The organism is Shinella zoogloeoides (assembly GCF_022682305.1).
GTDB classification, from domain to species: Bacteria; Pseudomonadota; Alphaproteobacteria; order Rhizobiales; family Rhizobiaceae; genus Shinella; species Shinella zoogloeoides_B.
In genome coordinates this window covers 3,193,678-3,206,348 of the sequence record NZ_CP093528.1, presented here as the reverse complement: position 1 = coordinate 3,206,348, position 12,671 = coordinate 3,193,678, and the positions used below count along the sequence as shown (strand labels likewise).

The window sequence follows — 12,671 nt, the reverse complement described above, 5'->3', positions numbered from 1 at the left end:
GAGGAGGGGTTCCATGCATGCGACGGCGGTACGTCCGCCGGAGCGCTCAAATTCACTGCAGGTGAACAGGGACTGGAACAGGCGCCGTCAGTGACGACGGTTCCGGAAAGACCAGTCTAAACGGAGCCGGAAACGGCAGGAGAGAGGGAACGAGAATGCTGAAAAAACTGACACTGGCCGCAATGCTCAGCCTTGGCGTGGCCACCGGGGCGCTGGCTGCGGGCGAAATCCACGGCGGAACGCTCGTCTTCACCGCGCCTTACGGATCGAGCTTCGCGACGCTCGACGTGCATGCAAGCGCGAACACGCAGGAAGAGTTCATCACGCAGGCCATCCACCGCGCGCTCTATAGCTGGAACTCCATCGAGAACAAGCCGGTGCTGGAGCTGGCGGATTCGGAGGACGTTTCCGAGGACGGCCTCGTCCACACCTATCATCTGCGCAAGAACGCCGTGTTCCACAACGGCAAGCCGCTGACGGCCGACGACATCATCTACAGCTACAAGCGCATCGCCAATCCGAAGAACGCCTATGCGGGCGCAAGCGTCATCGCGACGATCAAGGGTGCGGACGACTATATCGCCGGCAAGGCCGACGAGATCTCCGGCCTCAGGAAAATCGACGACAACACGCTCGAAATCACCCTGGCCGCTCCGGTCAATCCCGGCTTCCCGCTGATGCAGAACACGACGGTCATCTATCCGTCGAATGTCGAGGACGAATCCGTCTTCGGCAAGACCCCGATCGGTCTCGGCGCCTTCGCCTTCAAGGAATATGTGCCGGGTTCGCAGGTCGTCGTCGAGAAGTTCGACAAGTATTACGAGGAGGGCAAGCCCTATCTCGACCGCATCAACATCGTGCTGATGGGCGAGGACGCCGCCCGCGACGTCGCCTTCCGCAACAAGGAAATCGACGTCTCCATTCTCGGGCCGGCACAGTACCAGGCGTACCAGGCCGAAGAAGGGCTGAAGGACCACCTCCTCGAGGTCGCCGAGGTCTTCACCCGCCATATCGGCCTCAACCCGAATTTCGAGCCTTTCAAGGACAAGCGCGTGCGCCAGGCGATCAATCACGCCATCAACACGCCGCTGATCATCGAGCGCCTCGTCAAGAACAAGGCCTATCCGGCGGTGGGCTGGCTGCCGATCTCCTCGACGGCCTTCGACAAGAACAAGGCCGCCTATGCCTATGACCCGGAAAAGGCAAAGGCCCTGCTGGCCGAGGCCGGCTATCCCGACGGCTTCGAGTTCGAGGTGACCGCGACCTCCAACGAGAGCTGGGGCGTGCCGATCGTCGAGGCCATCCTGCCGATGCTGAAGAAGGTGGGCATCACCATCAAGCCGAAGCCGGTGGAAAGCTCCGCGCTCATCGAGGCGGTGACGACCGACAACTTCCAGGCTTACATCCTGTCGAACCTGACCGGCCCCGATCCGCTGAACACCATGCGTTGCTTCCATTCCAAGACGACGCAGGCGGCCTGCAACTATACGAAATATGCAAGCCCGGACTTCGACAAGCTCTACGAAGCGGCCCGGCAGGAGCGTGATCCGGCCAAGCAGATCGAACTGCTGCGCCAGGCCAACAACCTCGTGCAGGACGACGCGCCGGTCTGGTTCTTCAACTACAACAAGGCGGTCATGGCCTATCAGCCTTGGGTGCACGGCCTCGTGCCGAACGCGACGGAACTCGCGGTCCAGCCCTATGACGAGATCTGGCTCGACGAGAGTGCGCCGGACTCGCGCAAGTAAGCCCTGAAAGGTGCGGAGGCGGCGTCACGGCGCCGCCTCCGCATCGATTGCCATGCCCGAAGGGCGACCGGAACGGAACCGCTCATGCTTCGATTTACCCTGCGCCGTATCCTGCAGATCATACCCACGGTCATCGTGGTGGCGCTGCTCATCTTCGTCATCTTCTCCGTGGTGCCCGGCACTTTCGCGGCGAGCCTCTTCGCCGACGGCAAGCGCGCCGCCGACCCGCAGTTGATCGCCCGCCTCAATGAGGAATTCGGCCTCGACAAGCCGCTGATGGGACGCTTCGTGAGCTATGTCGTGGATCTTGCGCATTTCGATCTCGGCACGTCCTTCCGCACCCGCCAGCCGGTGCTCGACCTCATCAACGACCGCATGTGGGCCTCGCTGCAACTGGCGGTCGCCGCCATGGCCTTCGCCCTCCTCATCGGCGTGCCACTCGGCTTCCTCGCCGCACTGCGGCCCGGTTCGCGGCTCGATACGGTGACGATGATCGGCGCCGTTTCCGGCCTCTCCATGCCGCAGTTCTGGCTCGGCCTCCTGCTGATGTATCTCTTCGCCCTGCAACTGAACTGGCTGCCGAGCTTCGGTTATGGCGACGGCTCGTTCCAGAACCTCATCCTGCCCGCCGTGACCCTCGGCGTGACGCCGCTCGCGCTTCTGGCGCGCACGACGCGCGCGGGCGTACTTGACGTCCTGAACGCCGATTTCATCCGTACCGCCCACTCCAAGGGTATGAGCGAGGCGAAGGTCGTGCGCTGGCACGTGGCGCGCAACGCGCTGGTGCTGATCGTCACCACGGTCGGCCTGCAATTCGGCTCGCTGATCGGCCAGGCCGTCGTCATCGAGAAGCTCTTCGCCTGGCCGGGCATCGGTTCGCTGCTCGTCGACAGTGCGGCGATGCGCGATATTCCCGTGGTACAGGGCACGATCCTCGTCATCGTGCTCTGGTTCCTCGTCATCAACACCGCCGTCGATCTGATCTATGCCGCGATCGACCCGCGCATCAAGCAGGAGTGACGCGATGCGCCTCGGTTTCAATTTCTGGCTTGGCGCGGGGCTGACGATGCTGGTCATCCTCGCCGGCATCCTCGCTCCCTGGATCGCGCCCTTCGACCCCGTGCTCGACGCGGACCTGATGAATTCCGAACTGCCGCCGGACGCCACCTTCTGGCTCGGCACGGACGGGCAGGGGCGGGATATCTACTCCCGCATCCTCTACGGCGCGCAAATCTCGCTGACGGTCGGCATCGTCTCGCAGGTGATCAATTCGATCATCGGCGTCACGCTCGGCATGACAGCCGGCTATTGGGGCGGCTGGTGGGACGACCTCGTCAACGGCCTCACCAACGTCATGCTCGCCATTCCCTCGCTGATCTTCGCGCTCGCGGTGATGGCGGTGCTCGGCCCGGGCCTGCCTTCGCTTCTCATCGCGCTCGGCTTCACCAACTGGAGCTGGACCTGCCGCATTGCCCGCTCCTCCACGCTGTCCCTGAAATCGCAGGGCTACGTGCAGGCGGCGCAGACACTCGGCTACGGGGACCTGCGCATCATGTTCACGCAGATCCTGCCCAACATGATGGGGCCGATCCTCGTCATGGCGACGCTCGGCATGGGATCGGCCGTGCTGTCGGAAGCCGCTCTCTCCTTCCTCGGCCTTGGCATCCAGCCGCCGTTCCCAAGCTGGGGTTCGATGCTGACGGATGCGCGCCAGCTCATCCAGCTCGCGCCCTGGGTGGCGCTCTTCCCCGGCCTCGCCATCTTCCTGTCCGTGCTGGGCTTCAACCTTCTGGGCGATGGCCTGCGCGACAGCCTCGACCCGCATATGAGGACACGCAAGCCATGACCGCCCCGCTGCTCGATATCAGGGATCTGCGTCTCGGCGTCGCTGCCGGCGGCGCGGCGCCCCGCCCGCTGCTCAAGGGCGTCTCCTTCCAGATCATGCCGGGGGAAGCCTACGGGCTGGTTGGCGAAAGCGGCTCCGGCAAGTCGCTGACGTCGCTTGCCGTCATGGGGCTTTTGAAGAAGCCGCTCGCCGTCTCCGGCGGGGAGATTCTGTTCAAGGGGCAGAACCTGTTCGCCTTGCCCAAGCGCGAGATGCGGCGCCTGCGCGGCAACCGCATCGCCATGATCTTCCAGGAGCCGATGACGGCGCTGAACCCGCTTTCAACCGTCGGCCGGCAGATCGCCGAAATGTTCGTGCTGCACCAGGGGAAAAGCTGGGACGAGGCGCAGAAGCTGGCGGTCGATGCGCTCGCCAGCGTGCGGGTGCCCAATCCCGACCGGCGGGCGAAGAACTATCCGCACCAGATGTCGGGCGGTCTTCGCCAGCGCGTGATGATCGCCATGGCGCTCGCCTGCAACCCCGACCTCCTGATCGCCGACGAGCCGACCACCGCGCTCGACGTGACGGTGCAGGCCGAGGTGCTGCGCCTCATCAAGGAGCTTTGCGCCGAGCGCGGTACGGCCGTGCTCTTCATCAGCCACGATCTCGGCGTCATCGCCGGCACCTGCCAGCGCGTCGGCGTCATGTATGGCGGGTGCCTCGTGGAAGAGAACGAGACGCAGGCGCTGTTTGCGAACCCCCGCCACGAATATACCCGCGGCCTGCTCGGCGCCCTGCCGCGCCTCGGCAGCCGCAGCCAGCACGGCCGACAGCGGCTGGTCGATATCGACAGCATCATAGCCGACCGTTCGAAACTGACCGAGACCCGCTTCATTGCGCCGCGCGGCGCGGAAGGGAGCCAGCCATGACCGCCCCTCTGTTGCAGGTGGACGACCTGCATGTGCGCTTTCCGATTTCCGGCGGCGGCTTCTTCGGCGCGGGCAAGCGCATGCTGCATGCCGTCAACGGCGTCAGCTTCACGCTCGAGAAGGGCGAATGCCTGTCCATCGTCGGCGAATCCGGTTGCGGCAAGTCCACGACCGCGCTTTCCATCCTCGGCCTTCAGGAGCCGATGGAAGGCACGATCCGCTATCGTGGCCAGCCCCTTTCAGGCCCCGGCGGGCCGGGCCGCATGCAGCGCGCCAAGGCGGTGCAGATGGTCTTCCAGGATCCCTATGCCTCGCTCAATCCGCGCCAGTCCGTGCGCACCTCGCTTGCCGCGCCGCTGCGCCTGCACGGCATCACCGCGTCCTCGGAGATCGAGGGCCGCATCGAGGCGATGCTGAAGAATGTCGGCCTGACGCCCGAGCAGGCGAGCCGCTACCCGCACGAATTCTCCGGCGGCCAGCGCCAGCGCGTCGGCATCGCCCGGGCGCTCATCCTCGAGCCGGAGATCGTCGTGCTGGATGAGCCGGTCTCCGCGCTCGACGTGTCGATCCGCGCGCAGATCATCAACCTGCTGCTCGACCTTCAGGAAAAGCTCGGCCTTTCCTATCTCATGATCAGCCACGACCTCAGCGTGGTCGAGCATATGAGTGACCGGGTGCTGGTGATGTACTTCGGTCAGGTCGTGGAGGAGGGCGGCTGGCGGGAGATCTTCGAAGCGCCGACCCACCCCTATACCCGCCGCCTGATCGCTGCCATTCCCGATCCCGATGCCGCGCTGAACCCGTCGGCGGCGGAGGATCGTTCTGCCGACATGCCCCCGCTTGCCGGCCACCGCTTCGTCTCCGACGGCAGCACGGCGCCGGATGTCTTCACGGTGCCGGCCGCGTCAGAGTTGGTCGAGATCGCGCCGCGGCATCGCGTCAGGCTCGCACGGGCCTGACCGGGGGGCCGGACTGGCCCCTAGTTCTCCGCGCCGCTCGCCTTCCTCGAAGGTGATTAAGTCGAGCGGGCGGAACACAGCGCAAGGCTTGAAGGTGGGGCAGGGTACCCCGCCTGCTCTGGGACGGTCGTGGGCTACGAAGCGCCGACGGCCAGTTTGGCCTGTTCCAGCGACCAGTATTCCATGTCGAAGAGATCGGCCTCGCCGATGGGCGTGAAGCGGCCGTAGGCTTCGGCGGCGTTGATGGCCCGTGTCGCCTGTTCGCAGAGGTCGCCGCCGATCTTCGCCGCCTTCGCGGTCGCCCCAATGGCGTAGACGCCCTTGCCGAGGACCAGAACGACGCGCGGATAGACGTCCAGCATGCGCTTCGGCTCGTTGGTGCGCGCGGCATTTCGCGTGAAGTAGGCCTTGTAGCGGTCGGCATAGGCGGCGAGGGCCGCGGCAATGGCGTCGCCGTCCGCCTCCGGGCCGACAACCATCGGCCAGGGTTTGATGCGGATGACGTGGTCCGGCGTCACCGTGCCGCGCAGGCTGATGGCCTCGACATTGCTTTTGGCGGCATGCTCGCGGATTGCGGCGGTGGAGCGGTAGTCGAGGAAGACGCCTTTGGCGAAGGGGGAGCCGTCGCGGGCAAGGGCCGTTTCCAGCCGAGCACGGAGCGCCACGTCCTCCACACCGTCGCTTTGCTGCGGGCCGGTGAGTGCGACGCCGGCGCGCGCAAGCTCGTCTTCCGCCATGGTGACGAACTCGATCATCAGCTCATAGGAGGCGCGGGCGTCGTTGGCGAAGGTGAAGAGGCCGTGGTTCTCCAGCCAGAGGCCCTCGCAGCCGGGATGGTCGCGGTAGATGCGGTCGGCGACGATGGAAAGGTCGAAGCCGGGCATAACATAGGGCACATAGGCAAGGCGGTCGCCGTAGATGCGCTTGATCGTGTCGCGCATGTCGGGCTGGTCGGCGAGCGCCAGGATAGCGGTTGCGTGGGTATGGTCGACGAAGGCGAAGGGCAGGAAGGCGTGTAGCAGCGCTTCGACCGACGGATTCGGCGCATCCGCCTCGATGAGGCTGGCGCGCAGCAGGGCGACCATGTCCGGGTCGGAAAGTTTCGGCCCGTCGCGGGCCTCGAGCAGCGGGGCAAGGCGCACGGCCGGCAGGCCCGGCGCCTCGATCGTGTCGAGGTCCCAGCCGCTACCCTTGATGTGCATGAGCGCTTCGCCGTCCGCCGTCACCTTGACGGAGGTGTTGCCGCCGCCGTGCAGGACGAGGTCCGGGTCGCCGCCGATGATGCGGGAGGTATAGATGCGAAGGCCGAGGGCTTCGCTCTGTCCGGCCGCGCGCGCGGCCTCCACGTAACGGGCTGCGTCCTCGTCGTTCCAGCGGCTTTTCATGCGGATTGTCCTGTTCTTGAAGTGAAAGCGGCGGGCAGCCGGAGCCGCCCGCCGTTCGTGCGTTATCAGAAGTCGAAGTTGGCGATGTTGTCCTTGGTGAAGACGGTGCGCTCCGGCAGCAGGATGATGCCGTTGCCATCGGCTTCGTAGTCGTAGCCCTGTACCTTGTTGGCCGAGACCTCGACGGTGCCGACGCCGGGGATTTCCAGCTTGTCGCCGACCTTCATCGGGCCGTTCTTCAGGACGTGATCGGCGACGTAGACCGAGATCTTGCCCTGCTGCGTGACGTCCCACAGGCCGAAGCGCTGGATCGTGCCGCGTTCGATATAGGGGCGCATGACGTTCGGCGTGGAGAAGCCGACGATGGTGACGCCCTCGGCGCGCTTCAGGTTTTCCGCTGCCTGCGCTGCGGCCGGCAGGGCGTTGGCGTCGGGCGCGATGATCGCGTCGAGGTCCGGATAGGTCTGGAGGATGCTTTCAGCCGTCTGCAACGACTTCTGCGCATCGTTGTAGCCGTACTGGGTGGTGACGATCTCCCAGCCCGGATGCTCCTTGGCGATCTTCGCCTTGGCCGCTTCCGCCCAGGCGTTCTGGTCGGTCACGGTGGGGCTGGAATAGAAGAAGGCGACCTTGGCCTTTTCCTTCGTCACGCCTTCCGCCGCCATGTCGACCAGCAGGCCGCCGAGCTGCTCGGGCGTGCCCTGGTTGATGTAGTAGCTGCGGCAATCGGGGTTGACATCGCTATCCCAGGTCATGACGAGCACGCCGCGCTCCATGGCGCGCTTGAGCGCCGGGCACAGACCGTCCGGCGAGACGGAGGAGACGATGAGGGCGTTGTAGCCCTGGTTGACGAAGTTGTTGATGAACTGCACCTGGGCGGAGACGCTGGGCTCCGTCGGGCCGTCATAGGTTACCTTCGCGCCGAGCTCTTCGCCGGCCTTCGTCGCGCCGGCACCGCCGGACGTGAAGAAGCCGACGCCCACCAGCTTGGGGATGAAGGCGATCTGATTTTCGGCATGGGCCGTGCCCGAGGCGAGCATGGTGCCGGCGAGAAGCGCCGCGGCGACGGCGCCGGATTTCATGATGTTCTTGATCATTCTCATTCTCCTCCTGAAGTGACTGCCACCCGGTTCTGTCTTCTTTGCCGGGCGACGGCGATGAAATCGGCCAGCATTGCGCTTCCGTGGCGCAATGCGACCGCGATAACCAGCAACCCTCCCGAAAGTGCGCTGGAAATCTGGCTGGGTACGCCGGCCGCCTGCAAACCCTGTTGCAGGTAGCCGATGACGAAGGTGGCGATCAGGGTGCCGAGGATGGATCCCTGGCCGCCATAGATGGAGGCGCCGCCGAGCACTGCCGCCGTGACGGCGGGCAGCAGCGTCGCCGAGCCGAGGTCGACACGGGCCGAGCCGAAATAGGCCGACATGACGAGGCCGGCGATGGCGGCCGCGGCGCCCGTGATGACATAGGTGACAGTCTGCACGCGGGCGACCGGGATGCCGGCGAAGCGCGCCGCGCTTTCCGACTGGCCCGAAAGGAACACGGCGCGGCCGAAGCGGGTGAAGTGCAGGAGCACGACCAGCACGAAGGCGAGCGCGAGGAACAGCGCGAACGGGGCCGGAAGACCGAGGACTTCCGCATAGCCGAAGGCGTTGAAGGCTTCCGGGAAGTTGCCGATGCCCTCGTAGCCGCCTGCGCCGACGAGGCCGGAGGCGACTGTCGCCGTACCCTGGAAGAGATAGAGGCTGCCGAGCGTGACGACGAGCGGCTGGATCTTCGACAGGTGAATGACGGTGGCGTTAAGAAGGCCGCAGAGCGCGCCGGAAACGAGCGCCAGCGCGATCGAGAGCGGCAGCGGTACGCCGTAGAAGGTGGCGACGCCGAAGACGATGGCGGCAAGGCCGATCACCGAGGCGAAGGAGACGTCGATGCCGCCGGCGATGATGACGAGGGTCAGCGGCAGGGCAACGATGCCGATCTGCACGAAATCCGAGGTGCCGTAGATCAGGTTCGCGACATTGAGGAAGCGCGGATTGACGATGCCGAAGATGGCAAGTTCGGCGACGAGCATGGCAAGGAGCGCCGTTTCCCAGCGGAAGATGAGCTTCTTCATCGGCCGGCCTCCACGGTGCGCGCCGTTGTCGTTTCAGCGGATTGGGCGGGGCCGCGCTCGTGCACGGCATAGCGGCGGGCGCGGATGCGGCGGTCGATGATCTGGCGGATGCGCCCGTCGAGCAGCAGCACCGAGAGCAGGATCGCGCCGGCGATGAAGTCGTTCCAGTAGGCGGGGATTTTCAGGAAGACGAGCGCGCTGTCGATGGAGGTGATGAAGATGACCGCGGAAAAGACGCCCGCGACCGAGCCGGTGCCGCCGAGCAGGCTGACCCCGCCGAGCACGTTGACGGCGATGGCCTTCAGCTCGATGCCGTTGCCGGCCTGGTTGGGAATGAAGCCGATCTGCGCGGCGAAGACGAGACCGGCGAGCGCGGCACAGATGCCGGTCGCGACGAAGGCGGTGAACTGCACGCGCTTCACCGGTACGCCGAGATGGTGCGCGGCGGCGCGGTTGTCGCCGACGGCGTAGAAATAGCGGCCGAAGCGCGTTTTGCGCAGCACGAGCCATGCAAGCACGACGAGAACGAGCACGACGACGGTGAGCGCGGAGAAGCCGGGGCCGAGATTGCCGGCCAGCGCCTTGAGGTTCTGCGGCAGGTCCTCGATCCAGCGCCCACCGGTCAGAACGAGCATGATGCCGCGATAGAGGCCGAGCGTGCCGAGCGTGGCGACGATGGAGGGAATGCCGAGATAGGCGACCATCAGCCCGTTGAAGGCGCCGGCTGCGGCCCCCGTCATGAGGCAGAAGACGATGGCGAGCGGCAGGCCGAGGCCGGCATTGAGCGAGAGGCCGAGCACGGCGGCGCTGAGGCCGAGCACCGAGCCGCTGGAAACGTCGATATTGCGCGTCAGGATGACGATCATCGTGCCGAGCGAGATCAGCATCAGCACGAGGCTGTTGGAGAGGACGACCGAGGCCGTCGCGCCGGAGAGATAGCCCGGCGCTGCCGCGCCGATGGCGGCATAGGCGACGACGAGAACGGCAATGAGCGTTGCGACGCGGTTGCGCGCGAAAAGGTCAAGCATGGCGGGCCTCCGAGGCGCCGAAGGCAAGGCGCGCGATGGCGTCCACCGAGATGTCGTCCGTCAGTTCCCCGCCGGACTGGCCGAAGGCCATGACCTCGACGCGGTCGGCGAGCTGTTCGATCTCGTCGAAGTCCGAGGAGATGAGGACGATGGCGACGCCCTCGGCGGCGAGCTTGCGGATGAGGTCATAGATGTCGTTGCGGGCCGCGACGTCGACGCCGCGCGTCGGCTCGTCGAGGATCAGCACCTTCGGCCGGGCGGACAGGCACTTGGCCAGCAGCACCTTCTGCTGGTTGCCGCCCGAAAGGCCGCGCGCCTCCTGGCCGGGACCGGTGCACTTGATGCCCATGCTGGAGCGGAAGTCGTCGAACGCCTTCCGTTCCGCGCCGGGGCGCAGGAAGAAGGGCAGGCGGTGCACGAGATAGGAAGAGACGTTCCAGAAGAGCGGGGCTTCGAGGAAGAGGCCATGCTGCTGGCGGTCTTCCGGCAGGTAGACGAGGCCGCGATCGATGCAGATGCGCGGCGAGCGCTTCTTCAGTTCCGCGCCGTCGAAGACGACGCTGCCCGCCGTCTGGGGGCGCAGGCCGAAGAGCGTTTCGGCGAATTCCGTGCGCCCCGCGCCGACGACGCCGGCAAGGCCGAGGATCTCGCCGGCCCTGACGTCGAGGCTGATATTGCGGAAGCCCTCGCCGCTGAGGCCGCGTACGCTGAGGCGCGGCTGGCCGATCTGCGAGACCTTGCGGCCGGAGCGATCCTTGCCCGAGGTCTCCGTGATCTGCACGCGGCTCATCGCGTCGATGATCTCGGCGTCGCTGTAGCTGTCGAGCGGGCCGGAGAGCACGATCACGCCATCGCGCAGCACGCTGATCGTGCCGCAGATCTCGCGGATCTCGCGCAGCTTGTGCGAGATGAAGAAGATGCCGACGCCCTGCGCCTGCAATTTGCGCACGCGCTGGAAGAGCGCGCTCGTCTCGAAGGGGGTAAGCGCCGAGGTCGGTTCGTCGAGGATCAGCACGCGTGCATCGCGCACGAGGCCGCGCAGGATCTCGACGATCTGCCGCTCGGCGATTTCGAGGGCAGCGGCCTGGGCGTCGAGGTCGAGCGAGACGGAGAGCTCGGCGACGAGCTGCTCGACGCGCGGGCGCAGGGCCTTGGGCGAGGCGGCAAGGCCGAGGCAGATGTTCTCGAGGACGCTCTGGTTGGGCAGGATATGGGCTTCCTGCGGAACCAGATAGAGGCCGAGTTCTTGGGCATGGGCGGGGGAGGCGTGGGTGAGCGGCCGGCCATTGATCTCGATGGCGCCGGAATTGGCCGGGATGACGCCGGACATGATCTTCATGAGGCTCGACTTGCCGGCGCCGTTGCCGCCGAGAAGCGCGTGCACTTCCCCGGCCTGCAAGGCGAGCGAAACGCCCTTCAGCACCGGAACGGCGCCGTAGGACTTCCAGATGTCCGTCAGCTTCGCGACCCTCCCGGCCGCCGGGCTACCCGTCATTCTGCACCTGTTCATATGTAATTCGTGCCAATCATGTGATCATAGTGATGCGAGGCCGTCAATATGCTCAAATCACACGATGCGGCCGCACAAGGCCGATATTGCGCTGCAAAATATGATTTATCTGCGGAAGTCAAGGAATTGCGGCCGCAAAGAATTTTTCGCCGCTCGGATACGTTGACGTATCAAAAGTTTTTTTGTTATTCAAATGATCAGAAATCGACCGAAAGGGCCGCTTGCATGGCGACGGACAACGGGGAATGGAGCTACGCCGATACGGATGAGGAGATTCTCACCCGTATCGCCTGGTATTACTACAACGACGGGCTGACGCAGAACGAGATCGGCGAAAAGCTCAACATGTCGCGCATCAAGGTCTCGCGACTGCTCGAAAGCGGCCGGCGCTCGGGCATCATCCAGGTGCGCATCAATTCGCGCTACCAGGGGTGCCTTGCCTTGGAGCGGCAGATCAAGGAGCGCTACGGGCTGCTCGAGGCCTATGTTGTGCCGCAGCTTCCCGATCAGGACCCGAGCGACCGGCTGGGGCAGGCGGCCGCGCAGTTCCTCATGCAGCGGCTGCAGACGGACGACCTTCTGGCGGTCGGCTGGGGCGCTACCGTATCCAACACCATCCAGCGGCTCGGCCATCTCGCCAACGAGCGCAATATCGGCCTCGTCAGCCTTACCGGTGGCGTGGGCACCTATGTCGACGGCATGCGCACGGCCAATTGGGGCAGCGGCGTGCATCTGGTGCCCGCGCCGCTCGTCGTGCGCGACCCGGACGTGGCGCGCAACCTCTCCTCGGAGCCGGCCGTCGCCAATCTCCTGGACATGGCGCTCAACGCTACCTACCAGCTCGTCGGCATCGGCGAGCTTTCCGCCGCCTCCACTGTCGTGCGCTCCGGCTATGTCAGCCCCGACGAGGTGGAGCCGCTGCGCCGCAAGGGCGCGGTCGGCGATATCCTCTGCCAGTTCTACAACGAGCGTGGCGAACCGCTCGACCTGCCGCTGCACGACCGGGTGATCGGCGTGAAGCTCGCGGCGCTGTCGCGCGCGGAAAAGGTCGTGGCGGCGGCGGGCGGCATCCAGAAGGTGCAGGCCATCCATGCGGCGCTGCGCGGAAAATTCGTCGGCATCCTCATCACCGACGAGACGACGGCCGCCGGCCTCATCGAGATCAAGGACTGAA

11 protein-coding genes are annotated in these 12,671 nt (G+C 65.6%); 6 read left to right on the top strand and 5 right to left on the bottom strand.

What is annotated here, in order from left to right; genetic code table 11:
- Window positions 1-155: 155 nt before the first annotated feature.
- The 5 genes from MOE34_RS15970 (at window position 156) to MOE34_RS15950 (ending at window position 5,461) form a co-directional block, all read left to right on the top strand.
- Complete coding sequence (locus MOE34_RS15970) at window positions 156-1,748, top strand: ABC transporter substrate-binding protein (protein ID WP_242218457.1); 1,593 nt, start codon at window positions 156-158, stop codon at window positions 1,746-1,748.
- 84 nt (window positions 1,749-1,832) lie between these two features.
- Window positions 1,833-2,768, top strand: coding sequence for an ABC transporter permease (locus MOE34_RS15965; protein ID WP_242218454.1), 936 nt, complete (start codon window positions 1,833-1,835; stop codon window positions 2,766-2,768).
- A 4-nt stretch (window positions 2,769-2,772) separates the two neighbouring features.
- Window positions 2,773-3,594 (top strand): ABC transporter permease, encoded by an 822-nt coding sequence (locus MOE34_RS15960; RefSeq protein WP_242218452.1) that lies wholly within the window; start codon window positions 2,773-2,775, stop codon window positions 3,592-3,594.
- Window positions 3,591-4,502 (top strand): ABC transporter ATP-binding protein, encoded by a 912-nt coding sequence (locus tag MOE34_RS15955; protein ID WP_242218450.1) that lies wholly within the window; start codon window positions 3,591-3,593, stop codon window positions 4,500-4,502. The genes MOE34_RS15960 and MOE34_RS15955 overlap by 4 nt, the downstream gene beginning before the upstream one ends.
- Complete coding sequence (locus tag MOE34_RS15950) at window positions 4,499-5,461, top strand: ABC transporter ATP-binding protein (protein ID WP_242218448.1); 963 nt, start codon at window positions 4,499-4,501, stop codon at window positions 5,459-5,461. The genes MOE34_RS15955 and MOE34_RS15950 overlap by 4 nt, the downstream gene beginning before the upstream one ends.
- A gap of 134 nt (window positions 5,462-5,595) precedes the next feature.
- Here MOE34_RS15950 and MOE34_RS15945 read toward each other — a convergent pair whose 3' ends face one another.
- The 5 genes from MOE34_RS15945 to lsrA form a co-directional block, all read right to left on the bottom strand.
- Window positions 5,596-6,846, bottom strand: coding sequence for a class II aldolase (locus MOE34_RS15945; RefSeq protein WP_242218446.1), 1,251 nt, complete (start codon window positions 6,844-6,846; stop codon window positions 5,596-5,598).
- Between the two features lie 65 nt (window positions 6,847-6,911).
- Window positions 6,912-7,943 (bottom strand): autoinducer 2 ABC transporter substrate-binding protein LsrB, encoded by a 1,032-nt coding sequence (gene lsrB / locus MOE34_RS15940; RefSeq protein ID WP_242218444.1) that lies wholly within the window; start codon window positions 7,941-7,943, stop codon window positions 6,912-6,914.
- Window positions 7,944-7,945: 2 nt separating this feature from the next.
- Window positions 7,946-8,959 carry an ABC transporter permease subunit gene (locus MOE34_RS15935; RefSeq protein WP_242218442.1) on the bottom strand — a complete coding sequence of 338 codons (1,014 nt, stop codon included), beginning with the start codon at window positions 8,957-8,959 and terminating at the stop codon, window positions 7,946-7,948.
- Window positions 8,956-9,987 (bottom strand): ABC transporter permease subunit, encoded by a 1,032-nt coding sequence (locus MOE34_RS15930; RefSeq protein ID WP_242218440.1) that lies wholly within the window; start codon window positions 9,985-9,987, stop codon window positions 8,956-8,958. Before MOE34_RS15930 ends, MOE34_RS15935 begins: the two co-directional genes overlap by 4 nt.
- On the bottom strand, window positions 9,980-11,482 hold the full coding sequence (gene lsrA, locus MOE34_RS15925; RefSeq protein WP_242218438.1) for an autoinducer 2 ABC transporter ATP-binding protein LsrA: 1,503 nt from the start codon (window positions 11,480-11,482) through the stop codon (window positions 9,980-9,982). The genes MOE34_RS15930 and lsrA overlap by 8 nt, the downstream gene beginning before the upstream one ends.
- Window positions 11,483-11,722: 240 nt before the next feature.
- Here lsrA and MOE34_RS15920 point away from each other — a divergent pair, with 240 nt between their 5' ends.
- Window positions 11,723-12,670: a sugar-binding transcriptional regulator gene (locus tag MOE34_RS15920; RefSeq protein ID WP_160785049.1), complete on the top strand. Its 948-nt coding sequence runs from the start codon at window positions 11,723-11,725 to the stop codon at window positions 12,668-12,670.
- Window position 12,671: the final 1 nt, after the last annotated feature.